Below are 25,782 nucleotides of genomic sequence, written 5' to 3'. Positions count from 1 at the left end.
GGCCGCCTGGCCCCGGGTGTTGCGCATGCGGTCACGGCAGTGCGCCGGCAGATGCGGGAAACATGGAAGCGGACCACGTGATGCAGGGGCATCCTGCCTACTCCCTCTTTGCGGCCCGCGCCCATGCCCTCGCCACCCCGTGCCCCCGACATGGCGGCACCCCGACCATTCGGCCACCCGCCCACGGCGACGAAACGCGTCCACAGCGACGCCACCCCGGGCGCACCGATCACCGCGCAACTGTGGCACCTGCGCAATGCGGCGCCTTCCAGCGGATCCGGCTCGATCATGGCCGCACCGCCCCTGCCGCTCCCACGCACGTGCCATGACACCCGCCAGGTAACGGCCGGCAACGCACCGCAGCTGTCCCGCACGGTCTCGGCGCCCACGAACGGCACACTGGACAGCGACAGCGACGACGGCTGGGGCTCCGACTTTGATGATGATGAGCTGACGCCGGCCGAACGGGCGTGGTGCGAGGCACGGTTCGACTGGGAGGAACGCCGGATGGCCGGCCGGGTCGGTGAGCCACCACCGGTTCCACCGCGCCTGCGGAACACGTGAGCGCAAACTGAAAGCGGCATGGCGCTGCGGCAGGCATCCTGCGCGGTTCCAGCACTCCCCTTGATTGAGAGCACACCATGCCGATTCGCGAGCTGCCGCGCGTCCTTGCGCCTACCGGCGCGTTACCCCTGACTGCGGCGTCAAACCGCCGCGCTGGCCTGCGTACCGCGCTGGACTCCAGCCTGCACAGCATCGCCAATGCCCCGCGACTGCAGGCCGGCAGGGTGTCCAGCATGATCCGCCTGTTCGAGCGCGGTGCCAACGAACAGAAGGCACCCGTCGGTACCGGCCCATGGGCTGCGGCACGGGTACCGGCACCGCCACCTTACGTGCCTTCTTCGCCGGCGGCTTCGTCAGTGTCGTCCAGCCCAACCAGCAGCGGATACGCGTCGCGTTCACTGTCGGTCAGCAGCGATGCGCGGCCGATGAGTGCACAGCTGCGTGCCGCTCTCGACGATCACCGCTTCGGCCCTCTGTCCGCTGTCGAGGCGGAGAGCGACTTCCACGAAACGTTCACCCGCGAGGAGCTCGCCGCGATGGATGAGCGGTTCCGGGATGAAGACGCAGACATCGCGCGATTCGACCACGCCTTCGCTGCCCAGCAGGCTGCACCCTTGGCTGAGCACCTGCGCGCCGCGCTGGATCACCTGTACGCCAGCCAGGAGATCGACTCCGACGTCGACAGTGACTTCGACGAGGTGCACAGCGACGAGGACATCGAAGCGTTTTCACTGCGCTTTGCCCAGGAGGACAGGGATATCGAGAGCGCCGACGCGGCATTCGAGGCCCAACGCCTCGGTCACGAAGCACGTGCGACGACTGGGCGGGAGGTCAACGCGGTTCACGCACAGCTGCTCGACGTGCTCAACAGCTTGGGCGAAGAGACCTATCTCTGAGCGTCCTTATCCTCCCGCGGACGGCAGCACTTGGTGCAGCAACCGGATTGATTCAGAGCGGCAGCGGATGTAACGGACGGTTGCGTCACCACCGTCCGTTGGGCGAGCGTTTTGTGAAAGTCTGCCTTCGGATTGGACCAACAATGGTCGGGCACTCCTTAGATTGCCTTTGGACACTCATGACCACACTCAGCATATCCACCGCGTTCCGCCGTATCGCCGCCGCCTTCGGCAGCGAACGCGCCCAGCAGAAGCTTGCGCAGCAGAAAAGCGACCGTGCCACCCTCAAGCTGCTCAGCGTCAGGTCCATCAACCCGGATAACAAGTTCCGCGTTCCGTCCTTTGACTCCGGGCTTGCGGGAAGCACCCGCCCCTCGCTGCCGGAGGTGAAAGCGATGCTGACGCCGGTGTCGATACAACCGCTGGGCACGGCGTCGGCACTGGAACCGCGGCAGGCAAACCGGCCGCCGCGTGACACGCTGGATCGGCCGCCGCGCAGCGCCCCGGCGCAGCAGGCGGCGCGCGTCGTGCCCTTGCGGCGCCCCGCCCCTACGGGTGCGGCAGGCATCACCCGCACGCCGGCCGAGGGCGATGCCCAGGGCGGCTGGCTGCATAATCATTGGAAAACCAGTCCTGCGGGCGTTGCGGCCCTGTCGGGTCTCGCCGACACCGTCGATGCCCCCACGTCGCCGGCAACGTTCGCCAACGTGCAGGAGGGAACCGGCAACGGCCGGACCTTTCCAGGCCCCTACCGGTACGTCACTTCCGACATGCCTACCGGACCGTTCCGGATCCCCAGACCGACGCTGACGGGCAAAGCCGCCGGCATCGCGGCGCCCTCGGCGCCGACCGGGAAGCCAACGCTGGCCGCGAGAGCTGACAGGGTGCTTGAGCACCAGGACGTGATCCGGACCGCGATGCGCCGGAAAGCGCCGGCCATTCCCGTCGCCCCGAAGGCAGTCGTGCCTGTCGTGACGCCCACCGTTACGCCGCCTGCCCAGAAGGCGGCGCCGAAGGTGATCGCACAGCCCGCGATGGCGACGCCGGCTCCCGCTCCGCCCCCGCCCCCGCCTCCGCCGCTGCCCCCGCTCGCTCCTGGGCGTGTTCATGCCGCGTCAGGCGGACTGTTCGCGGAACTGAAGCGGCACACCTTCGCAACGAGCACGTCGCTCGACGAAAACGCGACGGAGACGTTTGGGACCGGGACGGAGCGAACCGGAGTTGCGGCAAAACGCGCCGCTTCGGACGCGGGTCGCCATGGCATCAGCCCGGCCAAGGCCGCCGCGCAGAGTCTGCAGGCCGAGCTCGCGCTGGTGATGAAGAAGCGTCGCGAACAGCTTGGTGAGAAACCGGCAAAGACCACGATCGCCACTCATCGACCTGCGGTCATCCAGCCTCAACCCAACGCCGCAGACAGGACCGACGCGCTGATCAAACCGAAGTCTGTGGTACCGGGTCCCCAGTCGATCAGCAAAGAACTGCAGAACCGCTTTGCCCAGGAACTCCAGAGGAAAGTGAATTCGCGCGTCCTGCAACGCGGCATGTGAACCTGGCTTGGCAGGCCGGAGGCATTGCCTCCGGCCTGCACAGTCACATCAGTTCGCCTGCCGCTCCAGCGCCTTGGCAAGCTGGGCCGGCGTGAGATAGCCGCCCAGCTGGCTGCCGTCGGCGGCAAAGATCGCCGGCGTGCCGCTCACACCTACCTGCTGCCCCAGCGCGTACTGCATCGCCACCGGGCTGGTGCAGTTCTTCGGCTTCACCGCCTGGCCACCCTTGGCGGCGGTCAGCGCCGCGCGCTTGTCCACGGCGCACCACACCGAAATCATGTCCACGAAGTCCTGGCTGGCCGGCCCCATGCGCGGGAACGCCAGGTATTCCACCGTGATGCCCTGGCGGTTGAGCTCGGGAAGGTCCTGGTGCAGCTTGCGGCAATAGCCGCATTCGATATCGGTGAACACCGTGATGGTGTGCTTCGGGTTGGGCGCGGCAAACACGATGCGCTCGCTGCGCGGCACCTTGTCGAGCAAGTTCTTTCGGTAGGCCAGCAAGCCGGCACTGCTGGCCGGGCTGCGGTTCTGGATGTCGTACGGCTGCGACTGCATCAGGTATCGGCCGTCATCGGACACGTACAGCACCTGCCCGGATACCAGCACCTCGCGGAACCCCGGGAACGGTGCGGCGCCGACGTAATCGGGCTTGAACTTCGGGTCGAGGCTCGTCAGCGCAGTGCGCACGGTCTGCTCGGCGTTGGCGTTGGTGGCAGGCGCCGCGTTGGCGGTCGGCTTGGCCGCCGGGGACGCGACCGGGGCGGCCGGCTGGGCGCAGGCCGTCAGGCTGAGCGCACCGAACAGGGCGACGGTAAGGACACGAAGCATCGGGTGTTCCACGGTGAGAGATGGCGCGATTCTCGCACAGCCACCGTGGTGAAGCCTGCACGCCCACGGCGGCGTGAGCGAATGTTGAAAGCCCCCGTACACGCACGTGAGGAAGATGATTACCCCCGAAAGGACGTCCATCCGACATGCGAATCTCCCCGGCGCTCCTCTGGCTCAAGGCCCACGTCACGGGCAGTGTGTCGGCACGAGTGAAGCTGAGCGTGCGCTCACCGGGCAACGGCCTGCGCTTCAGCACGGCGCTGGTGGCGCTGCACAACCGTGAGACCCGCCTGACCCGCCAGTGGCGGGGAGGCGAGCTTTCCCTCACCCAGCTCGTGGACCGCAGCCGCCGTTTGACCGACCTGCGCCAGACGCTGATCAATGTGACCTCGCCCACGGCATGCGCGCGCAGCCACGAGAACCTGCTGATCCACGTCAGGGACCCGCATCCCCGCCCCGCCACGCGCGGCCTTGCCGGCTCATTGGAGTCGCTGCTGTCAAAGGACCGCTATCGCGAACGCGTGCTGTCCGTCCTGGCCGATGCGGTGTGGAGCGGCCGGCTGAATGCCCTTCACACGCTGCGGGCGGAAGTACTGGCCGCCGCCAGGATCAGTACCGGCAGCGAACCGCCCCTCACGCTGACCGAAGCGGTCGCCAGCGTGTTCGACGCGCTGCAGGCACGTGCCCCCGTGGGCGCCTGCCTGGGCGTGGAATGGGGCGTGTTGCGACACCTCAGGACGGAGATGCTCACCAACCGCGAGGGGCCCGACGGTCGCGTGGCCACCAATTGCCTGCCACACCCGGACGTCGTCCGCGATATGGAACGGTCCGCGTCGCTTCCCGCGCGCCTGGCGCCGTTGGCAGCGGACGCACCGCCCAAACCGCCCCGCGCGATGAGCATGAATCTGCGATGGCGGCCCGGCGAATCCGCCAGCTGAGGCCGGCGGCCTATCCGCGCGGGTGATGCCGTGCGTGCAGCTTCTGCAGGTGCTCGCGCGCCACCAGCGTGTAGATCTGGGTGGTGGACAGCGAGCTGTGGCCGAGCAGCATCTGCAGCGCGCGCAGGTCCGCGCCGCGGTTCAACAGGTGGGTGGCGAAGCTGTGGCGCAGCCCGTGCGGGCTGATCCGGACCGGGTCGATGCCGGCCAGCACCGCGTACTTCTTCACCAGTACCCAGAACTGCTGGCGGCTCAGCCCGTGCAGTGAGGGCTCGAGAAACAACGGCACCGCGCCGTCGCGGGCGGCGGGGACGGCGCGCTTGCCGGCCAGTTGCGGGCGCGCTTCGGCCAGATAGCGCTCCAGCCAGTGCTGCGACTCCTCGCCCAGCGGCACCAACCGCTCCTTGCTGCCCTTGCCGGTCACCCGCAACACGCCTTGGCGCAGGTTGACCGCATTGGCCGGCAGGTCGACCAGCTCGCTCACGCGCAGCCCGGCGGCATACATCAGCTCCAGCATGGCGCGGTCGCGCAGCCCCAGCGGTTGCTCCACATCGGGGGCGGCCAGCAGCGCGTCAATCTGGCTTTCGGCCAACGCCTTGGGCAGCAGGCGCGGCAGACGCGGCGGGTCCAGCAGCGCGCTGGGGTCTTCGGTGCGCTGGCCACGGCGCAGCGCGTCGGCGAAGAAGGCGCGCAGTGCGGAGAGCAGCCGCGCGTTGCTGCGCTGCGACCAGCCATGCCGGGTGCGCCATGCCAGGTAGTCGAACAAGCCGGCCCGGTCGATGCCGCCCAGGCCGCCCGCCGCGCCATCGCGCCAGCGGGCCAGCCCTTCCAGGTCGCGCCGGTAGCTGTCCAGGCTGGCCCGGGCCAGGCCCTGTTCGGCCCAGATGGCGTCCAGGAAACGTTGGATCAGCGCATTGTCGTCATCGCGCAGCTCGGGCAGGTGCTGCACCAGCTGGCGGCGCGCGGCGGGGGTGGGCGTTTCGGACATGCCCACAGGATACGGAGCCGGGGCGGCGGCGGCCATCCAACGCGCGCCGGCGCAGGTATGCTCGGCGCATGAGCACGCCCACTGCCGCCGTTACCGACACCGCCCGCCCCGCCACGCTGCTGCTGTGGCGCCTGCTGGCGCTGGTGTACGACTTCTTCCCCGCGCTGGCGCTGTGGATGCTGGTCGGTGCGCTGTTCACCGCCGGCTACGCGGCCGGCCACGCCGCGCGCGACAACATCCACCCGTTCAGTGCCCTGCAGTGGCTGTTGTGGGGGTGCTGCTGGGCGGTGACCGGGTTGTACGCCGTCGAGAGCTGGCGGCGGGGCGGCCAGACCCTGGGCATGCGGCCATGGCGGTTGCAGGTGGTGGGTGCCGAGGGCACCGCGCCCACCCGGCGCCAGCTGTGGCTGCGTTACGCGGTGGGCACGCTGTCCATCCTGCTCGGCGGCCTGGGCCTGTGGTGGGCATTGATCGACCGCCAACGCCTGACGTGGCATGACCGGGCGTCCAACACCCGTCTACAACGGTTGCCGAAACGGTAGGCCGGGTCGGGTTGACCCGGTTCCCGGGTCAGCCCGATTTGCGCCGGAACAACATGCCCGACACCACCAGCATCACGATCGGTGGCAACGCATACGCGATGCGGTAATCGAACTTCAACGCGCCGGCCATGCGCCCGAAGAACAGCTGCAGCAGCCAGAAGCCCAGCGCGAACAGGATGCCCAGGAACAGGCGCTTGCCCATGCCGCCACTGCGCAGCGAACCGAACGCGAACGGCACCGCCGCCAGGCACAGCGCCAGCACGTTGACCGGGTAGAACCAGCGGCTCCAGTAGATGTCTTCGTAATCGCGGGCGTCCAGCCCATTGCGCTTGCGGTATTCGATGCTGGTGCGCAGGTCGCGCGCGGCAAGGTTGCGCGGCTTGGACATGCCGGCGGCCAGTGCGCCCGCGTCCAGCCGTGAATCCCACTTTTCCGATTCGGCCGTCGTGCGCGTGGCCGAGCGCTCACCGAACGTATCGCGGCGCACCTTGTGCAGCATCCAGCCGTCTGCCCCGTGCTCGACCGTGCCCGCGTGGGTCAGCGAAGCCACATGCCCGTCTTCGGCGATCTGGTACAGGCGCACGTCATTCAGCACCAACCGCGTACCGCCGCCCGGCAGCAGCTGTTCGTCGCCACTGCCCGCACTGAGGAAGGTGTCGCCCTCGCGCACCCAGATGCCCGAGTAGCGTGACGAGGCCAAGCTCTGACCCGACTTGGCACTGGCCCGGATATTGTCCGACCGGTCCTGCGCCCACGGCGCCAGGGTCTCGCCGTTGATCACCATCACCGCGGTCATCAGCGACAGCGCAATGGCCACCGAGGCGCTGAGCCGCTTGCGCGACAGCCCCAGCGCGCGCAGCGCGGTCAGTTCCGAGGTGGCCGCCAGCTGGCCCAGGCCCATCAGGGAGCCGATCACGGCCGCCGTCGGGAAGAACGTGTAGGCACGGCGCGGCACGGTGTAGAGCACCGAGGCCGCCGCATGGCCCAGGGTGTAGGAGCCCTTGCCGACGTCCTTGAACTCGCCGGAGAACGCCATGACCACGTCCAGGCCAACCAGCACGGCCCAGGTGAGCAGGACGGTGCCGAACACCGCCCGGCCCAGATAGAAATCGAACCGCATCGGGTGAAACTTCATGCGGTCCTCCGCGGGCGCGACAGCTTGCCGTCACGCAGGTACATCCAGATGGCCAGCGCCAGCAACGGCAGGCTCAACCACCACAAACCCAGGGTCCCCGACACCTTGCCGTCGGCGATCCACCGGGTACCAATGAACATCAGGTTCATGCCGACCATGTAGGCCAGGAACGCGAACATCATCCGCCCGTAGCGCTGCTGACGCGGCGAACTGCGGGCCAGCGGCAGGGTCATCAGCGCGAACGCCAGCGCGATCAGCGGCGGCGTGATGCGCGAATGCAGCTGCGCCTGCGCCTCCGGCCGCTCGTCGCCGAACAGCTGCGTGGTCGGCATCAGCTCCGGGTCGTTCCTGTCGCGGGTATCGGCGCCGTCGGGCAGGGCCACGTCGTTGCGGGCGAAGGTCATCAGCCGGTAGTCGAGCGCGCCGTCCACCGGACCTTCGATCTGGTGGCCGTCCTGCAGCTGCAGGTAGCGCTGGCGGTCGCCTTCGAAGAACATCTTGCCGCTCTCGGCCGATACCACCTCGAGCCGGTCGCCACGCAGGCGCTGCAGGAAGATCCGCCCCAGCCCGCTGCCATCGGCCGATACCGAGGAGAGGTAGACCACCCCGCCGTTGGGCAGCGCGGTGAACTTGCCCGACTCCAGCCCGGCCATGACCAGGCTGCGGTTGGCCTCCTGGATGAGCCGTTCGCTGGTGCGGTCGGCCCAGGGGCCCAGCCACAGCGAGCACAGGGCGATCAGCCCCACCACCGGCAGCACCAGCATCAGCACCGGGCGCAGCAGGCGCTTGGGCCCGACCCCGATGGCGGTCAGCACCGCCATTTCCGAGTCCCGGTACAGCCGGGCCGTGGCCAGCAGCAGCCCCAGCATCAGCGCCAGCGGCAGGATCAGCGGCATGTAGACGATGAACTGCAGGCCCAGCTGGGAGAACAGCAGGCGGGCGGGCAGGCGGCCATCGGCGATGTTGCCGAGGATGTCCACCAGCACACCGCCGACGCTCACCACCAGCAGGACAATGAGGGTGGCCAGGAAACTCTGGACGAAATCACGCAGGAGATAGCGATCGAGCTTCGACATGGGGTGGTGGTTTAAACTCTCGGATTCGTTCGCGGTGCTGCCCAGTCTACTGACGGGACGTAAACAGCTCGCGATTGTACGGATTTGCCAACGGAATCTGATCAATGGCCCTGGAATTCACCCTGAACCACGCAACCCCGGCCTCGGCCGAGGTCGACTGCATCATTGTCGGCGCCTACGCCGACCAGACCCTGAGCCCGGCGGCACAGGCCCTGGATGCCGCTTCGGGCGGCCGCCTGGGCGCCCTGGTCGCCCGCGGCGACGTCGGCGGCAAGACCGGCGCCACCACCCTGCTGCATGACGTTCCCGGCGTCGCCGCCCCGCGCGTGCTGGTTGTCGGGCTGGGCGAGCCGGCCAAGTTCGGCGTGCCGCAGTACCTCAAGGCCGTGGGCGATGCCAGCCGCGCACTCAAGAGCGGGATCAACCGCCACGCGCTGCTCACCCTGTCCGAGATCGAGGTCAAGGGCCGCGACGCCGCCTGGAACATCCGCCAGGCCGTGATCACCGCCGACCACGCCAGCTACCGCTACACCGCGACCCTGGGCACCAAGAAGCCCGAGGCCGCCGGCCTGCTCACCCTGGCCATCGCCGGCACCGACACCCTGGCCCTGACCCAGGGCCAGGCCATCGCGGCCGGCGTGCAGCATGCCCGCGAGCTGGGCAACCTGCCGCCGAACCTGTGCACCCCGGCTTATCTGGCCGAGTCTTCGGTGGCCTTCGCCCAGGCCCACGCCGGCGCTGAAGCGGAGATCCTGGACGAGACCCAGATGGAAGCGCTCGGCATGGGCTCGCTGCTGGCCGTGGCCCGCGGCTCGGCCAACCGCCCGCGCCTGGTGGTACTGAAGTGGAACAACGGCGGCAGCGCCAAGCCCTATGTGCTGGTCGGCAAGGGCATCACCTTCGACACCGGTGGCGTCAACCTGAAGACCCAGGGCGGCATCGAAGAGATGAAGTACGACATGTGCGGTGGCGCCAACGTCATCGGCACCTTCGTCGCCGCAGTCACCGCCAAGCTGCCGCTGAACCTGGTGGTGGTGGTGCCGGCGGTTGAAAACGCCATCGACGGCAATGCCTACCGCCCGTCCGACGTGATCACCGCGATGTCGGGCAAGACCATCGAAGTGGGCAACACCGACGCCGAAGGCCGCCTGATCCTGTGCGACGCCCTCACCTACGCGCAGCGCTTCGAGCCGGCCGCGCTGGTCGACGTGGCGACCCTGACCGGCGCCTGCGTGGTCGCGCTGGGCCACCAGACCGCCGGCCTGATGACCAAGCACGACGACCTGGCCAATGAGCTGCTGGCCGCCGGTGAGCACGTGTTCGACCGCGCCTGGCGCCTGCCGCTGTGGGACGAGTACCAGCCGATGCTGGATTCCAGCTTCGCCGACGTCTACAACATCGGCGGCCGCTGGGCCGGTGCCATCACCGCCGGCTGCTTCCTGTCGCGCTTCACCGAAGGCCAGCGCTGGGCGCACCTGGACATCGCCGGCGTGGCCAGCGACGAAGGCAAGCGCGGCATGGCCACCGGCCGTCCGGTCGGGCTGCTGAGCCAGTGGCTGCTGGACCAGGTCGGCCGCACCCATGTCGCGAGCTGATTTCTATCTGATCGCCAAGCCGCGGTTCCTCACCGAACCGCTGCGCCTGGTCTGCGAACTGGCCCGCAAGGCCAACGACGCCGGGCTGTTCACCCTGGTGCTGGCGCGCGACCAGGCCCAGGCCGAGGAGCTGGACGAGCTGCTGTGGTCGTTCGACGCCGACGCCTATATTCCGCACCAGATCGCCGGTGAGGACATGGACGAGGAAGAGGCGCTGGTGCTCATCGCCGTGCCCGGCACCGAGGCCCCGGCCCGCCCGCTGGTGATCAACCTGCGCGACGACCCGTACCTGGCCAGCTGCGACCGCGTGCTGGAAGTGGTGCCGGCCGACCCGGAAGCGCGCGAACCGCTGCGCGAGCGCTGGCGCCAGTACAAGGCGCTGGGCTTCGACCTGAACAAGTACGACATGTAAGCGCGTGGCGGCACCCTTGATCGCCGGTGCCGCCACCCTGATTCTTTACCGATAGCCTCCTGGTTCCCCCGCATGACCCAACTTGCCTCCAGCTACGACCCCAAGACCTTCGAAACGGAGCTGTACGACTCCTGGGAGAAGGCCGGGCACTTCAAGCCGTCCGGCAAGGGCGAGCCGTACACCATCCTGCTGCCGCCGCCGAACGTGACCGGCACGCTGCACATGGGCCATGCGTTCCAGCAGACGCTGATGGACGCGCTGGTGCGTTACCACCGCATGCGCGGCTACGACACGTTGTGGCAGGTGGGTACCGACCACGCCGGCATCGCCACCGAAATGGTGGTGTCGCGCAACCTGGCGCTGGCCGGCAACGGCGAGAGCCGCGATTCGCTGGGCCGCGACGGCTTCATCGAAAAGGTCTGGGAGTGGAAGGGGCAGTCGGGCGACATCATCGAGCGCCAGATGCGCCGCATGGGCACCTCGGCCGACTGGTCGCGCAGCACCTTCACCATGGACCCGCAGCCGTCCGAGGCGGTGCTCGAGGCATTCCTGCGCTGGCATGAGCAGGGCCTGATCTACCGTGGCCAGCGCCTGGTCAACTGGGACCCGGTGCTGAAGACCGCCATTTCCGACCTGGAAGTGGAGAGCGTGGAAGAAGACGGCTTCCTGTGGTCGATCGCCTACGCGCTGGAAGACGGCGCCAGCTACGAGCACGTCGAAACCGATGCCGACGGCAACGAGACGCTTCGCGAGACCCGCCCCTACCTGGTGGTCGCCACCACGCGCCCGGAGACCCTGCTCGGCGATACCGCGGTCATGGTGCACCCGGAAGACGCGCGTTACGCGCACCTCATCGGCCGTAGCGTGACCCTGCCGCTGACGGGCCGCAGCGTGCCGGTGATCGCCGACGATTACGTCGACCGCGCGTTCGGCACCGGCGTGGTCAAGGTCACCCCGGCGCACGACTTCAACGACTACCAGGTCGGCCTGCGCCACAATCTGCCGATGATCAACCTGTTCACTCCGGTGGCGGCGATCAACGACAACGCCCCGGAAAAGTACCGCGGGCTGGACCGTTACGAAGCGCGCAAGGTGATCCTGGCCGAGCTGGAAGAACTGGGCATCCTGGTCGAGACCAAGGCGCACAAGCTGCAGGTGCCGCGCGGCGACCGTACCCAGCAGGTGATCGAGCCGTACCTGACCGACCAGTGGTTCGTGAAGATGGACGTGCTGGCCAAGCGTGGCCTGGAGCTGGTCGAGAACGGTTCGATCCAGTTCGTTCCGGCCAACTGGATCAACACCTATCGCCACTGGATGGAGAACATCCAGGACTGGTGCATCAGCCGCCAGCTGTGGTGGGGCCACCGCATTCCGGCGTGGTTCGACGACGCCGGCACCTGCTACGTCGGCCGCGACGAGGCCGACGCGCGCGCGCGCGCCCACCTGGGCGCCGACGTGGTGCTGCGCCAGGACAGCGACGTTCTGGAGACCTGGTTCTCCTCGCAGCTGTGGCCGTTCTCCACGCTGGGCTGGCCGAACGAGGCCGCCATGGCCGAGCGCGGTTTCGAGCGCTACCTGCCGTCGTCGGTGCTGATCACCGGCTTCGACATCATCTTCTTCTGGGTGGCCCGCATGATCATGGCCACCGACAGCTTCACCGGGAAGATTCCGTTCAAGGACGTCTACATCACTGGCCTGATCCGCGATGCGCAGGGCCAGAAGATGTCCAAGTCCAAGGGCAACGTGCTCGACCCGTTGGACATCATCGACGGCATCTCCATCGACGACCTGGTCGCCAAGCGCACCACCGGGCTGATGAAGCCCAAGGACGCGCCGAAGATCGAGAAGGCCACGCGCAAGGACTTCCCCGACGGCATCATCGCCCACGGTGCCGACGCGCTGCGCTTCACCATCGCCGCGCTGGCCACCCATGGCCGCGACATCAAGTTCGACATGAGCCGCGCCGAGGGCTACAAGAACTTCTGCAACAAGCTGTGGAACGCCAGCCGCTTCACCCTGATGAACACCGAGGGCGCGCAGTTCGACGGCGTGCCGCAGCCGCGTACCGATGCCGAGCGCTGGATCCTGGCGCGGCTGGCGGCGGTGTCGGCCGAGGCGCAGACGCATTACGCCAACTACCGGTTCGACCTGCTGGCGCAGGCGCTGTACGAATTCGCGTGGAATGAATTCTGCGACTGGTTCCTGGAACTGACCAAGCCGGCGCTCAACGGCGACAACGCCGAGGATGCCGCCAGCACCCGCCACACCCTGCTGTACGTGCTGGAGGCGCTGCTGCGCCTGCTGCACCCGCTCACCCCGTTCGTGACCGAACAGCTGTGGCGCCAGGTGGCACCGCGTCTTGGGATCGCCGGCGACACCATTTCGCTGCGCGCCTACCCGACCGCCGAGGAATTCGCCGGCGACTACGTGCGCGCCGAAGCCGACGTGGAATGGCTGAAGTCGATGGTCAGCGCCCTGCGCCGCGTGCGCAGTGAACTGAACGTGCCGCCGGCCAAGCAGGTAAGCCTGCTGCTGCAGGGCGGCAGCGAGGACGACCGCAACCGGGTTGCCCGCTTCACCTCGTCGTTGTCGTTCCTGCTCAAGCTGGAGCGCATCGAGTGGCTGGCAGCCGATGCGGAAACCCCGCCGGCCGCTACTGCGATCGTCGGCGAGCTGAAGCTGCTGGTGCCGCTGGAAGGCCTGGTTGATCTGGACGCCGAGCGTGCGCGCCTGGACAAGGAAATCGCGCGGGTGGAGGCGGAGAAGGAGAAGAGCGCCACCAAGCTGTCGAAGTTCACCGACAAGGTGCCGCCGGCCGTGATCGAACAGGAGCGCGTGCGCCTGGTCGAATGGACCGCCCAGCTCGATGGTTTGGTCGCGCAGCGCGGGAAGCTGTAACGCCGACTGTCGGTCGGCTTCCGGGCAGGCGACCAACAACGTTGGTCGCCGTAGCGCCGGGCTCTGCCCGGCCGCTTTTCGTCCTACAACGGCGGCATCGTCTGGATGTCGTCGTCCACCAGCTCGATCGCCATCACCAGCGCATCCTCGCGGCCATCACGCGCCGGGTAATAGCGCGGCCGTCGGCCGATCTCGTTGAACCCCTCGCTGTGGTACAGCGCCACCGCCGGGGTATTGGACGGGCGTACTTCCAGAAACACCCGCTGCGCGCCGTGCTCGCGCGCCAGCGACACCAGCGCGCGGAACAGCATGCGGCCCAGGCCCCGGGTCTGGCAGCTCGGGTCCACGCAGACATTCAGCACATGCGCCTCATCGGCGGCGATGCTCAACACCCCGTAACCGACCAGCACGCCATCGTCTTCCAGCGCCAGCGCCGGATACCCCGCACGCAGGCAGTCCACGAAGATGCCGCGCGTCCACGGGAACGGGTAGCCGCGCAGCTCGATCTCCATCACCGCATCCAGGTCGCCCTCGCGCAGCGCGCGCAGCGACAGCGGGCGCGGCGAGCTGACCGCGCTCACGCCTGGCCCCGCTTGCGCAGTGCCCTCAGCTGCGGCCACAGGGCGCGCTTGGCGGCCGGATCGGCGCGCAGCGCGTCCAGGTTCCAGCTGGCCATCAGTGCCTGCGTCTCCGCAGCGGCCGGGTTGCAGCCGGACGCCCGCAACAAGGCGATCTGCAGCCGGTCCGGCATGCGTACCGTCGCACGGCGGCCACCGGCGGCGCGCTCGCGCGGCGCGGCGGCCATCGGATCGTCGGTGTTGGCAGGGGCCGTGCGACGCGCAGGTGCGGGTTCACTGCGCGGCGCCACCGGCGGCGCGTCAGCGTCGACCGACCGTGGTGCCTGCACCGCGCGTTCCCGCGCCGGTGCCGGCGGCGTCGCAGCCGCAGCAGCGGCCACACCCAGCTCGATCCCGGGGTCGGGCACGGCCGCTTCCACGTTGCCGTCCACGAACACCGTGTACCCCATCGCCTGCAGCCAGGACTGCTGCGCAGCGGACCACAGCGGCGGGTCGGCCGGGATGCTCACGCGCCAGGCTCGGCCGTCTTGCGGGTGCGCTGCCACAGCCAGTAGCCCGGGCCCGACAGCGCATAGACGATGCCCACCGCGAACAGCACGCGCGGCAGGTCGATGACCATGATCGCGATCGCGATCGGTACCAGGGCCAGCGCCAGGAACGGCACGCGGTCTGCGCGCGGACCCTTCTCGCCGCTGCCCTTGAAGCTCCAGAAGCGGATCCGGCTGACCATCAGCAGCGCCGCCACCAGGGTCACGCCCAGCGCCACGTAGCGCAGCTGGTTGCCGTCCCAGCCCAGGTTGCCGTCGGCGAAGGCCCAGACGAAGGACATCATCAGGCCGGCGGCGGCCGGGCTGGCCAGGCCGATGAACCAGCGCTTGTCGACCACGCTGACCTGGGTATTGAAGCGCGCCAGGCGCAGCGCGGCGCAGGCGGCATACAGGAAGGCCACGGCCCAGCCGACGCGGCCCATCACCGGGTCGTCGAACTTCAGCCAGGACAGCGACCAGTGGTACATCACCAGCGCCGGGGCCATGCCGAAGCTGACCAGGTCGGCCAGCGAGTCGTACTGCACGCCGAATTCGCTGCTGGTGCCGGTCAGCCGCGCCACCCGGCCGTCCAGCCCGTCCATGACCGCGGCCACGAACACCGCAATGGCGGCATTGACGAAGTCGCCGTTGGCCGCCGCGATGATCGCGTAGAACCCGGCGAACAGGCCGGCGGTGGTGAACAGGTTGGGCAGCAGGTAAATGCTGCGCGAGCGCGGCGGGGGTTTCATCTGATCCATGCCGGCCAGTTTAGTGGCTGCGGCCCCCTTTTGGGGGGAGGCTTGCCAGCGCGGGGCGGGAATGCTGCAATCGCGCTCCAATCCCCCGTTGCCCGGAGTTGCCATGCGTGCCCTGCCCCTCGTGTGCTGCCTGCTGCTGCTCGCCAGCGCTTCGGCCAGCGCCGGTACCGTCTACAAGTGGAAGGATGCCAACGGCGTGACCCAGTATTCGGAGAAGCCGCCCACCGGCCAGAAGGCCGAAGAGCGCCAGATCCAGAGCCGTGATCCGGCCCCCCGCCCCGCGGCGGCCGCCGCGCCAGCCGAATCGGCCGACTGCACCACCGCCCGCAACAACCTGGCCCTGCTCAACGGCAAGGGCGCGGTAATGCAGGACACCAACGGCGACGGCAAGCCGGACACCCCGCTGGACGACACCCAGCGCCAGAGCCAGAAGGGCCTGGCCGAGGCGGCCATCAAGGCGTATTGCAAGCCGGCGGCCTGAGGGCCCTGACGGGTACACGACCAACGGTCGTGTGCCCGTCAGGGGAGGCGGTAGGTATCGACCGTTGGTCGATTGGGGCTGGGCTGGCAGAATGTAGGCTTTCCGCCGTTCAGCGAAGCCGACGATGCGCCTCTCCCAGTTCCACCTGCATACCACCAAGGAAACCCCCAGCGACGCGGAGCTCACCAGCCACCGCCTGATGCTGCGCGCGGGCATGATCCGCAAGCTGGCCTCGGGGCTGTACATCTGGTCGCCGCTGGGGCTGCGGGTGCTGCGCAAGGTCGAGCGCATCGTGCGCGAGGAAATGGAGCGCGCCGGTGCGGTGGAGTTCCAGGTGCCGACCATCCAGCCCAAGGAACTGTGGGAGATTACCGGGCGCTGGGAGAAGTTCGGCCCGCAGCTGCTCAAGATCAAGGACCGCAAGGAGCAGGTGTTCTGCTACAGCCCGACCGCCGAAGAGGCTGCGGCTGATTTCGCGCGCCAGGAGCTGTCCAGCTACAAGCAGCTGCCGGTCAACTTCTTCCAGATCCAGACCAAGTTCCGCGATGAGATCCGCCCGCGCTTCGGCGTGATGCGCGCGCGCGAGTTCCTGATGAAGGATGCCTATTCCTTCCATCTGGACGAGGCCTGCCTGGTCCGCGAATACGAGAACATGAAGACCGCCTACGCCCGCGTGTTCACCCGCCTGGGCCTGGACTTCCGCATGGTGCAGGCCGATTCCGGCGCCATCGGCGGCGACGCGTCGCAGGAATTCCACGTGATCGCCGACTCCGGCGAAGACGCGCTGGTGTTCTCCACCGGTTCGGATTACGCGGCCAACATGGAGGCGGCCGTGGCCGCCGCCCCGGGCCCGCGCCCGGCCGCCAGCGAAGCGCTGCGCAAGGTGGACACGCCCACCCAGAAGACCTGCGAAGCGGTTGCCGCGCTGCTGGGCCTGGGCTTGGAGCGCACCGTGAAGTCGATTGCGGTCATGACCGAGGCCGGCTTCGTGCTGGCGCTGGTGCGTGGCGACCACGACGTCAACGAGATCAAGCTGGGCAAGGTGGAGGGCCTGCAGGGCTACCGCATGGCCAGCGAGGCCGAGATCGCCACCCACCTGGGCAGCGAACCGGGCTTCCTGGGTCCGCTCAATCCGGCGCAGCCGATCCGCATCGTTGCCGATCGCGACGTCGCGGCCATGGCCGATTTCGTCGTCGGCGCCAATGAAGCCGGCTTCCATATTGCCGGCGTCAACTGGGGCCGTGATCTGCCCGAGCCGGAAGTGGCCGATATCCGCAACGCGAAGGAAGGCGACCGCGCCGCCGACGGTGGCGAGCTGAAGGTCGCGCGCGGCATTGAAGTGGGCCACGTGTTCCAGCTGGGCCGCGTGTATGCGCAGGCACTGAATGCCACCGTGCTGGATGAGAACGGCAAGGCCGCCGTGATGGCGATGGGCTGCTATGGCATCGGCATTTCGCGCATCGTCGCCGCGGCGATCGAACAGAACCACGACGACGCCGGCATTATCTGGCCCGACGCGATGGCGCCGTGGCAGGTGGTGGTGTGCGTGATCAATCCGAAGAAGGATGAAAGCGTCAACGCCGCCGCCGCCGAACTGCTGGCGCAGCTGCAGGCCGCCGGCCTGGATGCCGCGCTGGATGATCGCGGCCTGCGTCCGGGCGCGATGTTCGCCGACATGGAACTGATCGGCGTGCCGCACCGGGTGGTGGTCTCCGAACGCGGCGTGGCCGCGGGCACCTACGAGTACCGCTCGCGCCGCGCGAGCGAAGCGGAGAATCTGGACCGCGACGCACTCATGGCAACGCTGACCAAGTGATGACAGAGCCGGGTGAAATATCCCGGCTTTTTATTATCCCGTTTTCATTGATTTTTTCTGCTTGCTGTGCAGGCTTCAAATGAGAATGTATGCTGTTGGTGACGCCAAGGACTGGCTGACCCCCGTCCTTCATTTGATTCCGGAGCAGTTGATGAGTATTGACCTGAGCGGGTTGTCCGCCAAAGAGCTGGGCGCCCTGATCAAGAACGCCAAGAAACAGCAGACCATCGTCGCCAAGCGCCCCGCTGTCACCAAGGTGCGTGCGCAGTTGACCAAGCTGGCCAAGGCCCACGGTTACAGCGTCGAGGAAGTGTTCGGTATTGCCGCCCCCACCCGCGGCCGCGCCACCAAGGCCGCGCCGGCCAAGAAGGCCGTGCGCAAGCTCGGCAAGGTGGCCCCGAAGTACCGCAACCCGGCAAATCCGAAGGAAACCTGGACGGGCCGTGGCAAGCAGCCGCGCTGGCTGGCCGCGCATACCGGCAAGGGCAAGAAGGTGGAAGATTTCCTGATCAAGAAGTAAGCGAGGCGCGATTCGCGCTCGTTTTCAAAACGCCGGCCAGGATGCCGGCGTTTTTTTGTTTCATAAACTCTCAATAACTCACAGATTCTTTCGTGCCGGTACCAGCAGGTTGCCGAACAATAATCCCGCCACCAGCGCCATTACTACGTTCAGCACGGTCATCAGCACGGTCTGGCCGGCGCTCATGTCCTGCTGCTGCACCAGGGTGAGCACGCCGCGCAGGCTGGTGCTGCCGGGTACCAGCATGATGATGCCGGGCAGCCGGATGATCGCGCCCGGGCGCTGCACGATGCGGCCGAACAGATTGCCGGCGGCGGTCATCACCATGGCCGACATGAAAATACCGGCCGGCAGCCCCCAGGCCTGGCCGGCGAATTTGGAAATGGCATAGCCCGCCACCGACGCCGCCATGACCCACGGGTAATCGCGGCGGTTGGCCTTGAACAACATCGCGAAGGCGAACGACGCCAGCAGCAGCGCACTCCATTCCACCCAGTCGGCCTGCGGGCGCGACGCACGCACCAACGGGTCCAGCCCGAGAATGCCCGACAGCGTCACCGCGATCACCGCGCCCACGGTGAGTTTCAGAATGGTGGTGATCGCACCGGCGAAGCGTGCCGTGCCCGATACCCAATGCTGGCTGGCCAGTTCGTTGACCGCGTTGGTCAGCGACATACCGGGCAGCATCACCACCAGCGAGGCGATGATCACCGTGTTGAGGTTGAGCGGCCCGATGAACGAGGCGACCAGCGCCGCCACCGTGCCGGCCAGCAGGGCGGCCAGTGCCTCGCTGGCCTCGCGGCTGGCCGGGCGGCGGTCGGTCACCAGGGTCATCAGCCCGATCAGAAGCCCGATCATCCCGGCCGTGGCGATATCCAGCCACGGCAGCTTCCACAGCCCGGCCACGCCGGCGGCGCCGAGGCTGTAGGACAGGATCATGCGGATCTTGCCGCGCCGGCCCGGATCCTTGTCGAGCTGGCGCAGGGCGGTGTGGCCCTGGGCAATGCTCATGGTGCCGTTGGCGACCGCGTCGGTGATCTGGTCGGCGATGCTGAGTTTATGCAGGTCGTTCTCGCCCGGTGCGAGGCGGATCACGCGGGTGATGTCCGACGAGCCGATCGCCTTGGTCGGGTCGCTGAAACTCAGGATCAGCCCGGTCGGGTTGGACCACGGCTCGCAGTCCAGGTCCAGCCGCTGCGCCAGCGCGACCACGGCCGCTTCCAGGCGCTGGGCGGTGGTGCCGTAGCTGTGCAGGCGCCCGGCGATCTCACAGACGAACGCCACACGCTGTGCGTAGGTGGCTGGGGGGGTGGCAATGGCGGGAGCGTCGGCAGACATGCGACGTAGTATTACCCGAAGCCTGCCCGGGCTGAACAACGATGTCGCACCGTGCACACACTTGGCCTCCACGCAGACAGGTTATGCTGCGCGCAGGACGCCCCATGACGCCAAACCAAGCCCCCCAACTCGAACAGGATCCACAGGACCCCGGCGTGATCCGGTTGTCCGGACAGTGGACGTTGCGTACCGCGCTCGACGCGGCCGAAGTGCTGCGCGCGGCACCCGACAAAGTGACCGGGATCGATGCCAGCGGCATCACCCAGCTCGATTCGGCCGGCGTGCTGCAGGTGCTGCGCGTGGCCCATCGCGCCGACCTGCCGGAGGACGCACTAACCTTCCGCGAGGAGCACCGCGCGCTGGTCTGCACCATCGAAGAGGTCGCCGACGACCGGCCCAAGCCCAAGCGCGACTTCGGCGTGCTGGCCGCGCTGGAGCGGCTGGGTGTCAGCGTGCACGCCACCGGCCACAACATTGTGGCGCTGGCCAGCTTCCTCGGCGAAAACCTGGTCAAGGGCGGCCGCCTGCTGCGCGAGCCACGCCGGTTCCGCCTCACCGCCACCGTGCACCACATGGAGCAGGTGGGCCTGGACGCGGTGCCGCTGGTGGCGCTGCTGTCCTACCTGGTCGGCGCCGTGATCGCCTTCCTGGGCTCCACGATCCTGCGCGACTTCGGCGCGGAAATTTACGTGGTCGAACTGGTCAGCATCGCCTTCCTGCGCGAATTCGCGGTGCTGCTCACCGCCATCGTGCTGGCCGGCCGCACGGCCAGCGCGTTCACCGCGCAGATCGGCTCCATGAAGGCCCGCGAGGAAATCGACGCGATCCGGACCCTGGGCCTGGACCCGGTCGACCTGCTGGTGCTGCCGCGCATCATCGCCCTGCTCATCACCCTGCCGCTGCTGACCTTCGTGGCGATGATCGCCGGCCTGGCCGGTGGCGTCACCGTCGGCGCGTTCGACCTGGATATTCCGCCGCAGATGTACCTGGCGCGCCTGCACGACACCATTGAAGTGCGGCACATGCTGGTAGGCCTGTCCAAGGCGCCGGTCTTCGCGGCGGTGATCGGCCTGATCGGCTGCCTGGAAGGCTTGAAGGTGGAAGGCACCGCGCAGTCGGTGGGCGAACGCACCACCTCCAGCGTGGTGCAGACCATCTCGCTGGTCATCATCATCGACGCGTTCGCCGCGTTGTGGTTCATGCACATGGATTGGTGATGACGACTGCGACCGCTACCGACGAAGACACCCTCACCACGCTGGCCGACGACGCCGGGCTGGCGATCCGGGTGCGCGGGCTGACCAACCGGTTCGGCAGCCAGACCGTGCACGACAATCTGGACCTGGACGTACGCCGCGGCGAGATTCTCGGCGTGGTCGGCGGCTCGGGTACCGGCAAATCCGTGCTGATGCGCAGCATCCTGGGCCTGCGCACGCCCGATGCCGGGCAGATCGAGGTGCTAGGCGTGGATGCGCGCTCGGAGAATCGCGCCGACCGCCTGCACATCGAGCGCAATACCGGCGTGCTGTTCCAGGACGGCGCGCTGTTCTCGTCGATGACCGTCGGCGAGAACGTACAGGTGCCGTTGAAGGAGCACCACGGCGAGCTGCCCGAGCGCTGGCATTACGAACTGGCACTGCTGAAGGTGAAGCTGGCGGGGCTGCCGGCCGACGCGATCAACAAGCTGCCCTCGCAGCTGTCCGGCGGCATGCGCAAGCGCGCCGGCCTGGCCCGTGCGTTGGCGCTGGACCCGCCGCTGCTGTTCCTGGACGAACCCACCGCCGGGCTGGACCCGATCGGCGCGGCCGCCTTCGACCGGCTGATCAAGACCCTGCAGGAAGCGCTGGGCCTGACCGTGCTGTTGATCACCCACGACCTGGACACGCTGTATGCGATCTGCGACCGGGTGGCGGTGCTGGCCGACCACAAGGTGATCGCCAACGCACCGCTGCATGAGATCGAACAACTGGAGCATCCGTGGATCCAGGAATATTTCCACGGACCGCGCGCACGTGCCGCGCGCGCCGCAAAGCCTGAGAGCGAGTAAGCCATGGAAACCAAAGCCAATTACGTATTGATCGGCGCGTTCACCCTGATCGTGGGGCTGGCCCTGCTGGCCTTCGGCCTGTGGGCGGCCAAGTACTCCTCCGACCGCACCTGGACCGAATACCGGGTGGTGTTCCGCGAGGCCGTCACCGGCCTGTCGGTGGGCAGCCCGGTGCAGTACAACGGCATCGCGGTCGGTTCCATCACCGAGCTCAACCTGGTGCCGGACGACCCGCGCCAGGTGGTCGCGCGCATCCGCCTCAATTCCAATACCCCGGTCAAGACCGACACCCGCGCCAAGCTGGCCATCACCAGCCTGACCGGCCCGTCGATCATCCAGCTCAGCGGCGGCACCCCGCAGGCGCAGGCGCTGACGGCGGTCAACAAGGACCCGGCGCCGATCATTCCGACCACGCCGTCGGCGCTGCAGAACATCACCGACGTGGCCAACCGCATCGTCGAGCGCATGGACCAGGTGCTGAGCGACCGCAACGTGGCCAGCATCAACGCCACCCTGGCCAACCTGGAAACCATCAGCGGCGGCCTGGCCGACCGCGACCAGGGCACCCAGGCGCTGCTGCTCAGCGCGCGCGACGCCGCGCGGAGCCTGGACGTCACGCTCAAGACCACCAACGGCACCATCGAGCGGCTGGACAAGAACCTGGTGCAGCAGCTGCCGCCTATCCTGGACAAGCTGGAAACCACGCTCACCAAGCTCGATTCGGCGGCCGGCAATGCCGATTCGATCCTCGGCGAGAACCGCGCGGCCATCAACAGCTTCGCCAACGATGGCCTGGCCCAGCTGGGCCCGACGCTGACCGAGCTGCGCGGGCTGATCCGCGACCTGCGCCGGGTCAGCGACAAACTGGACAACAACCCGGCCCGCTACCTGCTGGGCCGTGACGCGCCGAAGGAGTTCGAACCCAAATGAGCCACATTCCTCTCCTGCCTGCCGCCCTGCCCCGCCTGCTGCTGCCGGCCGCGCTGATGGTCGCCTTGGGCGCGTGTTCGCTGCTGGGCAGCAACGAGCGCAGCGCGGTCACCATCTATTCGCCGGTGGTACGCATCCAGCCGGACCAAAGCTGGCCCAAGGTGGACTGGCAGCTGGTGCTGGTCAAACCGACCGCCGCACGCGTGGTGGACAGCCCGCGCATCAACGTGCGCCCCAACCCGGGTGAGCTGGAGGTCTACAAGGGCGTGAGCTGGGCGCAGCCGGCCACCGACATGGTGGACGATGCGCTGGTGCGCGCCTTCGAGGATTCCGGCCGTATTGGCGGTGTGGCCCGCGCCACCACCGGCATCCGCGCCGACTACAAGCTGGCGCTCGATGTACGCCGCTTCGAATCCGATTACCGCGGACAGGCCACGCCGACCGCCTTCATCGAAATCAACGCCAAGCTGATCCATGTGGTTGACCAGCGCGTGGTCGCCGACCGCACGTTCCGCCAGGAACAGCCGGTGGGCAGCACGACCACGGGCGACGTGGCGCAGGCCTTCGAGAAGGGCCTGCAGGGGATCACCACCGAGCTGGTGGGCTGGACGCTGACAACCGGCCAGGCCGATTACGCGCAGGCCAAGGTCACGCCGACGCGGTTGCGGTGATGGGTGAGCCACGCATGGCGTGGCTCTACGGAAAATGTCGGGTGCACGTAGTGCCACGCCATGCGTGGCAACCGCGCGCAGCGCGGCACAATCGCCCGAAGCCGTTCACCGCCAGCTACCCATTGCCGACCGACGTTGAACCCCAACCGAAGCCGCTCGTCAGACATCCGCGGCCTTCAAGCACCATTGATCCAGCGGAACGTCAGGTTGATACGCTCAGCCAACGGCCGCGCGCTTTTCGGCAAAGCGTGCTGATAGAAGGTCTGGGTACGCCCCCCCATCACCAGCAGATCGCCGTGGCCCAGGGTCACTTGCGCCTTGCGCGCGTGGTCATCACGCCGCCGCAGCAGGAACCGCCGCGCCTCACCGAGGCTCAATGATGCAATCACCGGCGTAGGCCCGAGCTCCGGCTCGTTGTCGCTGTGCCAGCCCATGCCGTCGTCGTTGTCGCGGTAGCAGTTGAGCAGCACGCTGTTGAAGGCCTGCCCGCAGAACTCGGCGAGCGCATCACGCAGGGGCAGCAGCGCCGGGTGCCAGGCATGCGGCACGAAATCGGTGCCCGAATAGCGATAGCGTGCGGCCGGGTCGCCCATCCAGCAGCTCAGCCTGGGCGAATCCACCTGCCGCCCGAACATGCGGATCTTGTGCACCTCCCACGGGACCTCGCCGCGCAGCTGGCGCTGCAGCGCATCCGCAGCCGGAGCGGCCAACCAGTGGCGGTGCCAGTGCACCGAGGCATCGGGAAGATGGAGGTCCATGACCGAACGCTAGCATGGCGTTGGATCACCTGGGACCGCGACGTGGCGCGGGCCGTTCGGGTCTCGGCTACACTCGGTGGCGATCAATCACAGGGAGGGTGCGATGTCGATGTTTCGGAACATGCGTGTGCTGTTGGTGTTGCTCGCAGGCTGTCTATGGGGAATGCCGGTACACGCCGATGAGCACGCCGAGCGCGCGGCAATCATGGACAACGTCCGCACCCTCATGGACGCAAGAGATTTCGCACGCCTGGAGCAGCTGGCTGAGGAGTACCGGCGTACGGAAGCGCGCACGAGCAGCGGCGTCTGGAAGCTGACCCAATACTACGACGGGGTATCGGACGTCTTCAGCACCCGCGACCAGGACCCCGACGTCTGGAAGCGCCGCAGCGAGCTGTCGAACGCCTGGCTTGAGGCGTACCCGGACTCGCCGACAGCGCGGCTGGTGAGAGCAAAGCTGCTGGTCAACGCGGCCTGGAGCCATCGTGGAAGTGGATATGCCCGCACCGTGCCCCAGGAACGCTGGGCCGTGTTCAAAGCCCTGAACGCAGAGGCGGGAGAGTTTCTCCAGAAAAACAAGACCGTCGGCATGCGGGACCCCTACTGGTACGAGCTCTCGCTACTGGTGGCGCAACGCAGCAGCGTAGATGATGCCGCCTTCATGGCGATATTCGATGAAGCCACCAACCGCTATCCGCGTTTCTATCCACTCTACTTCGCCGCAGTGAGCAACTTCACCCCCAAATGGGGCGGCAGCGCCGAGGCCATCGAGACCTTTGCACAGGGCGCACTGAAGAAGGTGCCGCGCAAGGAGCGTGCCGCCCTGTATACCCGCATCTATTGGGTTGCGTCGCAGTTCTACTACGGGCGCGATTTCTTCACCGACTCGTTCGTCGACTGGACGCTGATGCGCCACGGCATCGATGACGTACTGGCGCAGTACCCGTCGGACTGGAACTTGCAGAATTTCGCCATGTTCGCCTGTGGCGCGCTGGACAAGCCCAAGACCCGGGAGCTCATGGGCAGGATCACCGCGCCGCCGGACAAGGAGGCGTGGGAAAACCTCGCGGCGCATGAAAACTGCCTGGAATGGGCGATGTCGGAATGACCGTCGAGCGCGATACGGCGCAGTCGATGCCATAAGCGCCATCAACGATTGCGTCGTGGGAGCCTCGGAATGACGGACAGCCCGCCAAACTGCTAATCACATCGCATTCTGCGGAGCCGGTGCCCACCAACGGTTTCCAACCGGTGGCGGGTAAATCACGTCACCACTATTGATGCCGTCAAGGCGACTGTATGCATCAACAGATACAACCAACTTCCGCTACCTTTGCAGTGGCCACATGGTGAGCCCTGGAGTCTGAAAACTCCGCAGCGACAGTTGGACTTCTGCGTCGGGAGGGTGGCGAAATACAACACCCTCGTGGGAATACGCCGCACCGAATGTTGCTGCACGGTTTTCAGCCTCCCGACTCCCTCGCCATTCCGGCGAGGGAGATTCTCTGGAGAGCGCCACCATGCATTCCCATGACGAAGAAGTCTCCCCCGCCACCGCCCCGCGTATCACCCTCCACTGGCACACGCCAAAGACCGTGCTGGTCGGCCGGCTGGGCCGGGATCAGCCCCAACCCGGCGAACTGCTCATTCCCTGCCTGAAACTGCGCGGCATGTGGCTCTGCGATGCCGGCATCGCGGCCGGAACCCGCCTGAAGGTGGAGGTCTACGACGGCGCCATTCTGCTGCGCGTTCCCGATCCGGCGGTGTCAGTCGCGCTGCGGCCGCTCAAGCGCCGGCGCTATCGGCTGCAGTCCCTGCGGTGAGCGTCTGCCGGTTCGGGCCCGGAAAGCAGCGACGCATGGCGTCGCTCTACGACTGGGCGCCATTGGCCTACAATCCTCCCTCCCCCAGCATGATCAGCGGCATGCACGGTTCCTGC

General features: G+C 67.6%; 25 protein-coding genes and 1 pseudogene. 17 read left to right on the top strand and 9 right to left on the bottom strand.

Annotation, left to right across the window (positions count from 1 at the left end; translation table 11 throughout):
* Positions 1-123: 123 nt before the first annotated feature.
* The 3 genes from ACOZHM_RS10365 (at position 124) to ACOZHM_RS10355 (ending at position 3,007) form a co-directional block, all read left to right on the top strand.
* Positions 124-564, top strand: coding sequence for a hypothetical protein (locus ACOZHM_RS10365; protein ID WP_421569170.1), 441 nt, complete (start codon positions 124-126; stop codon positions 562-564).
* Between the two features lie 77 nt (positions 565-641).
* Positions 642-1,460, top strand: a complete 819-nt coding sequence (locus tag ACOZHM_RS10360) for a hypothetical protein (protein WP_421569169.1) — start codon at positions 642-644, stop codon at positions 1,458-1,460.
* 179 nt (positions 1,461-1,639) lie between these two features.
* Positions 1,640-3,007, top strand: a complete 1,368-nt coding sequence (locus ACOZHM_RS10355) for a hypothetical protein (protein ID WP_421569168.1) — start codon at positions 1,640-1,642, stop codon at positions 3,005-3,007.
* A 48-nt stretch (positions 3,008-3,055) separates the two neighbouring features.
* On the opposite strand, the gene ACOZHM_RS10350 is transcribed toward ACOZHM_RS10355, so the two are convergent.
* Positions 3,056-3,835, bottom strand: a complete 780-nt coding sequence (locus ACOZHM_RS10350) for a thioredoxin fold domain-containing protein (protein ID WP_421569167.1) — start codon at positions 3,833-3,835, stop codon at positions 3,056-3,058.
* Positions 3,836-3,981: 146 nt separating this feature from the next.
* Here ACOZHM_RS10350 and ACOZHM_RS10345 point away from each other — a divergent pair, with 146 nt between their 5' ends.
* On the top strand, positions 3,982-4,773 hold the full coding sequence (locus tag ACOZHM_RS10345; RefSeq protein ID WP_421569166.1) for a hypothetical protein: 792 nt from the start codon (positions 3,982-3,984) through the stop codon (positions 4,771-4,773).
* A 10-nt stretch (positions 4,774-4,783) separates the two neighbouring features.
* Here ACOZHM_RS10345 and xerD read toward each other — a convergent pair whose 3' ends face one another.
* Positions 4,784-5,761: a site-specific tyrosine recombinase XerD gene (gene xerD / locus ACOZHM_RS10340; RefSeq protein ID WP_421569165.1), complete on the bottom strand. Its 978-nt coding sequence runs from the start codon at positions 5,759-5,761 to the stop codon at positions 4,784-4,786.
* Positions 5,762-5,829: 68 nt separating this feature from the next.
* Between xerD and ACOZHM_RS10335 the strand changes: the two genes are divergently transcribed.
* The gene (locus ACOZHM_RS10335; RefSeq protein WP_421569164.1) at positions 5,830-6,303 is read left to right on the top strand and encodes an RDD family protein; all 474 of its coding nucleotides are present in this window, start codon (positions 5,830-5,832) and stop codon (positions 6,301-6,303) included.
* A gap of 28 nt (positions 6,304-6,331) precedes the next feature.
* Here the strand turns inward: ACOZHM_RS10335 and lptG are convergent, their stop codons facing one another.
* Together lptG and lptF are read right to left on the bottom strand one after the other, a co-directional pair.
* Positions 6,332-7,438, bottom strand: coding sequence for an LPS export ABC transporter permease LptG (gene lptG, locus ACOZHM_RS10330; RefSeq protein WP_421569163.1), 1,107 nt, complete (start codon positions 7,436-7,438; stop codon positions 6,332-6,334).
* The gene (gene lptF / locus ACOZHM_RS10325) at positions 7,435-8,514 is read right to left on the bottom strand and encodes an LPS export ABC transporter permease LptF (protein ID WP_421569162.1); all 1,080 of its coding nucleotides are present in this window, start codon (positions 8,512-8,514) and stop codon (positions 7,435-7,437) included. Before lptF ends, lptG begins: the two co-directional genes overlap by 4 nt.
* 104 nt (positions 8,515-8,618) lie before the next feature.
* Here lptF and ACOZHM_RS10320 point away from each other — a divergent pair, with 104 nt between their 5' ends.
* The 3 genes from ACOZHM_RS10320 (at position 8,619) to ACOZHM_RS10310 (ending at position 13,419) form a co-directional block, all read left to right on the top strand.
* Positions 8,619-10,109, top strand: a complete 1,491-nt coding sequence (locus tag ACOZHM_RS10320) for a leucyl aminopeptidase (RefSeq protein ID WP_421569161.1) — start codon at positions 8,619-8,621, stop codon at positions 10,107-10,109.
* A complete protein-coding gene (locus ACOZHM_RS10315; protein ID WP_313347853.1) occupies positions 10,096-10,521 on the top strand; it encodes a DNA polymerase III subunit chi in 426 nt (141 codons plus the stop codon). The genes ACOZHM_RS10320 and ACOZHM_RS10315 overlap by 14 nt, the downstream gene beginning before the upstream one ends.
* Before the next feature lie 72 nt (positions 10,522-10,593).
* Positions 10,594-13,419 carry a valine--tRNA ligase gene (locus tag ACOZHM_RS10310; RefSeq protein ID WP_421569160.1) on the top strand — a complete coding sequence of 942 codons (2,826 nt, stop codon included), beginning with the start codon at positions 10,594-10,596 and terminating at the stop codon, positions 13,417-13,419.
* A gap of 83 nt (positions 13,420-13,502) precedes the next feature.
* Here ACOZHM_RS10310 and rimI read toward each other — a convergent pair whose 3' ends face one another.
* From rimI to pssA, 3 genes are read right to left on the bottom strand one after another with little or no spacing between them, the layout of a single operon-like run.
* Positions 13,503-14,000, bottom strand: coding sequence for a ribosomal protein S18-alanine N-acetyltransferase (gene rimI / locus ACOZHM_RS10305; RefSeq protein ID WP_421569159.1), 498 nt, complete (start codon positions 13,998-14,000; stop codon positions 13,503-13,505).
* Positions 13,997-14,446, bottom strand: coding sequence for a hypothetical protein (locus ACOZHM_RS10300; protein ID WP_421569202.1), 450 nt, complete (start codon positions 14,444-14,446; stop codon positions 13,997-13,999). Before ACOZHM_RS10300 ends, rimI begins: the two co-directional genes overlap by 4 nt.
* Positions 14,447-14,502: 56 nt before the next feature.
* Complete coding sequence (pssA, locus tag ACOZHM_RS10295) at positions 14,503-15,282, bottom strand: CDP-diacylglycerol--serine O-phosphatidyltransferase (RefSeq protein WP_421569158.1); 780 nt, start codon at positions 15,280-15,282, stop codon at positions 14,503-14,505.
* Between the two features lie 103 nt (positions 15,283-15,385).
* Between pssA and ACOZHM_RS10290 the strand changes: the two genes are divergently transcribed.
* The 3 genes and pseudogenes from ACOZHM_RS10290 to ACOZHM_RS10280 all read left to right on the top strand — a co-directional run.
* Positions 15,386-15,763 carry a DUF4124 domain-containing protein gene (locus ACOZHM_RS10290; protein WP_421569157.1) on the top strand — a complete coding sequence of 126 codons (378 nt, stop codon included), beginning with the start codon at positions 15,386-15,388 and terminating at the stop codon, positions 15,761-15,763.
* Between the two features lie 124 nt (positions 15,764-15,887).
* Complete coding sequence (locus ACOZHM_RS10285) at positions 15,888-17,579, top strand: proline--tRNA ligase (protein WP_421569156.1); 1,692 nt, start codon at positions 15,888-15,890, stop codon at positions 17,577-17,579.
* A 151-nt stretch (positions 17,580-17,730) separates the two neighbouring features.
* Positions 17,731-18,096, top strand: a pseudogene (locus ACOZHM_RS10280) (H-NS family nucleoid-associated regulatory protein); the annotation flags it as partial.
* Positions 18,097-18,177: 81 nt separating this feature from the next.
* Here ACOZHM_RS10280 and ACOZHM_RS10275 read toward each other — a convergent pair.
* Positions 18,178-19,437: a threonine/serine ThrE exporter family protein gene (locus ACOZHM_RS10275; RefSeq protein WP_421569155.1), complete on the bottom strand. Its 1,260-nt coding sequence runs from the start codon at positions 19,435-19,437 to the stop codon at positions 18,178-18,180.
* Positions 19,438-19,541: 104 nt separating this feature from the next.
* Between ACOZHM_RS10275 and ACOZHM_RS10270 the strand changes: the two genes are divergently transcribed.
* The 4 genes from ACOZHM_RS10270 to ACOZHM_RS10255 are packed head-to-tail and all read left to right on the top strand — an operon-like array spanning position 19,542 to position 23,085.
* Positions 19,542-20,654, top strand: coding sequence for an MlaE family lipid ABC transporter permease subunit (locus ACOZHM_RS10270; protein ID WP_421569154.1), 1,113 nt, complete (start codon positions 19,542-19,544; stop codon positions 20,652-20,654).
* On the top strand, positions 20,654-21,484 hold the full coding sequence (locus ACOZHM_RS10265) for an ABC transporter ATP-binding protein (protein ID WP_421569153.1): 831 nt from the start codon (positions 20,654-20,656) through the stop codon (positions 21,482-21,484). Before ACOZHM_RS10270 ends, ACOZHM_RS10265 begins: the two co-directional genes overlap by 1 nt.
* Positions 21,485-21,487: 3 nt before the next feature.
* Positions 21,488-22,414: an MlaD family protein gene (locus ACOZHM_RS10260; RefSeq protein ID WP_421569152.1), complete on the top strand. Its 927-nt coding sequence runs from the start codon at positions 21,488-21,490 to the stop codon at positions 22,412-22,414.
* Entirely contained in the window at positions 22,411-23,085 is a 675-nt protein-coding gene (locus ACOZHM_RS10255; protein WP_421569151.1) for an ABC-type transport auxiliary lipoprotein family protein, read from the top strand. The genes ACOZHM_RS10260 and ACOZHM_RS10255 overlap by 4 nt, the downstream gene beginning before the upstream one ends.
* A gap of 176 nt (positions 23,086-23,261) precedes the next feature.
* Here the strand turns inward: ACOZHM_RS10255 and ACOZHM_RS10250 are convergent, their stop codons facing one another.
* Positions 23,262-23,843, bottom strand: coding sequence for an alpha-ketoglutarate-dependent dioxygenase AlkB family protein (locus ACOZHM_RS10250; RefSeq protein ID WP_421569150.1), 582 nt, complete (start codon positions 23,841-23,843; stop codon positions 23,262-23,264).
* 121 nt (positions 23,844-23,964) lie between these two features.
* Here ACOZHM_RS10250 and ACOZHM_RS10245 point away from each other — a divergent pair, with 121 nt between their 5' ends.
* Positions 23,965-24,951: a DUF4034 domain-containing protein gene (locus ACOZHM_RS10245; protein WP_421569149.1), complete on the top strand. Its 987-nt coding sequence runs from the start codon at positions 23,965-23,967 to the stop codon at positions 24,949-24,951.
* Positions 24,952-25,363: 412 nt separating this feature from the next.
* Positions 25,364-25,666 (top strand): hypothetical protein, encoded by a 303-nt coding sequence (locus ACOZHM_RS10240; protein WP_421569148.1) that lies wholly within the window; start codon positions 25,364-25,366, stop codon positions 25,664-25,666.
* Positions 25,667-25,782 lie beyond the last annotated feature (116 nt).

The sequence above is a fragment of the Stenotrophomonas sp. PD6 genome, assembly GCF_049199305.1.
GTDB lineage: Bacteria > Pseudomonadota > Gammaproteobacteria > Xanthomonadales > Xanthomonadaceae > Stenotrophomonas.
The sequence above is the reverse complement of the archived record's forward strand: the minus strand, read 5'-3'. Positions and strand labels throughout refer to the sequence as shown.

Coding starts and splice junctions, on each gene's coding strand:
- ACOZHM_RS10240 (WP_421569148.1), top strand. CDS start 25,364: ATGCATTCCCATGACGAAGAAGTCTCCCCCGCCACCGCCCCGCGTATC.
- ACOZHM_RS10360 (WP_421569169.1), top strand. CDS start 642: ATGCCGATTCGCGAGCTGCCGCGCGTCCTTGCGCCTACCGGCGCGTTA.
- ACOZHM_RS10270 (WP_421569154.1), top strand. CDS start 19,542: ATGACGCCAAACCAAGCCCCCCAACTCGAACAGGATCCACAGGACCCC.
- ACOZHM_RS10320 (WP_421569161.1), top strand. CDS start 8,619: ATGGCCCTGGAATTCACCCTGAACCACGCAACCCCGGCCTCGGCCGAG.
- ACOZHM_RS10315 (WP_313347853.1), top strand. CDS start 10,096: ATGTCGCGAGCTGATTTCTATCTGATCGCCAAGCCGCGGTTCCTCACC.
- ACOZHM_RS10345 (WP_421569166.1), top strand. CDS start 3,982: ATGCGAATCTCCCCGGCGCTCCTCTGGCTCAAGGCCCACGTCACGGGC.
- lptF (WP_421569162.1), bottom strand. CDS start 8,514: ATGTCGAAGCTCGATCGCTATCTCCTGCGTGATTTCGTCCAGAGTTTC.
- ACOZHM_RS10250 (WP_421569150.1), bottom strand. CDS start 23,843: ATGGACCTCCATCTTCCCGATGCCTCGGTGCACTGGCACCGCCACTGG.
- ACOZHM_RS10290 (WP_421569157.1), top strand. CDS start 15,386: ATGCGTGCCCTGCCCCTCGTGTGCTGCCTGCTGCTGCTCGCCAGCGCT.
- lptG (WP_421569163.1), bottom strand. CDS start 7,438: ATGAAGTTTCACCCGATGCGGTTCGATTTCTATCTGGGCCGGGCGGTG.
- ACOZHM_RS10300 (WP_421569202.1), bottom strand. CDS start 14,446: ATGGGGTACACGGTGTTCGTGGACGGCAACGTGGAAGCGGCCGTGCCC.
- pssA (WP_421569158.1), bottom strand. CDS start 15,282: ATGGATCAGATGAAACCCCCGCCGCGCTCGCGCAGCATTTACCTGCTG.
- ACOZHM_RS10255 (WP_421569151.1), top strand. CDS start 22,411: ATGAGCCACATTCCTCTCCTGCCTGCCGCCCTGCCCCGCCTGCTGCTG.
- ACOZHM_RS10285 (WP_421569156.1), top strand. CDS start 15,888: ATGCGCCTCTCCCAGTTCCACCTGCATACCACCAAGGAAACCCCCAGC.
- ACOZHM_RS10365 (WP_421569170.1), top strand. CDS start 124: ATGCCCTCGCCACCCCGTGCCCCCGACATGGCGGCACCCCGACCATTC.
- ACOZHM_RS10350 (WP_421569167.1), bottom strand. CDS start 3,835: ATGCTTCGTGTCCTTACCGTCGCCCTGTTCGGTGCGCTCAGCCTGACG.
- ACOZHM_RS10275 (WP_421569155.1), bottom strand. CDS start 19,437: ATGTCTGCCGACGCTCCCGCCATTGCCACCCCCCCAGCCACCTACGCA.
- ACOZHM_RS10260 (WP_421569152.1), top strand. CDS start 21,488: ATGGAAACCAAAGCCAATTACGTATTGATCGGCGCGTTCACCCTGATC.
- ACOZHM_RS10265 (WP_421569153.1), top strand. CDS start 20,654: ATGACGACTGCGACCGCTACCGACGAAGACACCCTCACCACGCTGGCC.
- ACOZHM_RS10335 (WP_421569164.1), top strand. CDS start 5,830: ATGAGCACGCCCACTGCCGCCGTTACCGACACCGCCCGCCCCGCCACG.
- xerD (WP_421569165.1), bottom strand. CDS start 5,761: ATGTCCGAAACGCCCACCCCCGCCGCGCGCCGCCAGCTGGTGCAGCAC.
- ACOZHM_RS10245 (WP_421569149.1), top strand. CDS start 23,965: ATGCGTGTGCTGTTGGTGTTGCTCGCAGGCTGTCTATGGGGAATGCCG.
- ACOZHM_RS10310 (WP_421569160.1), top strand. CDS start 10,594: ATGACCCAACTTGCCTCCAGCTACGACCCCAAGACCTTCGAAACGGAG.
- ACOZHM_RS10355 (WP_421569168.1), top strand. CDS start 1,640: ATGACCACACTCAGCATATCCACCGCGTTCCGCCGTATCGCCGCCGCC.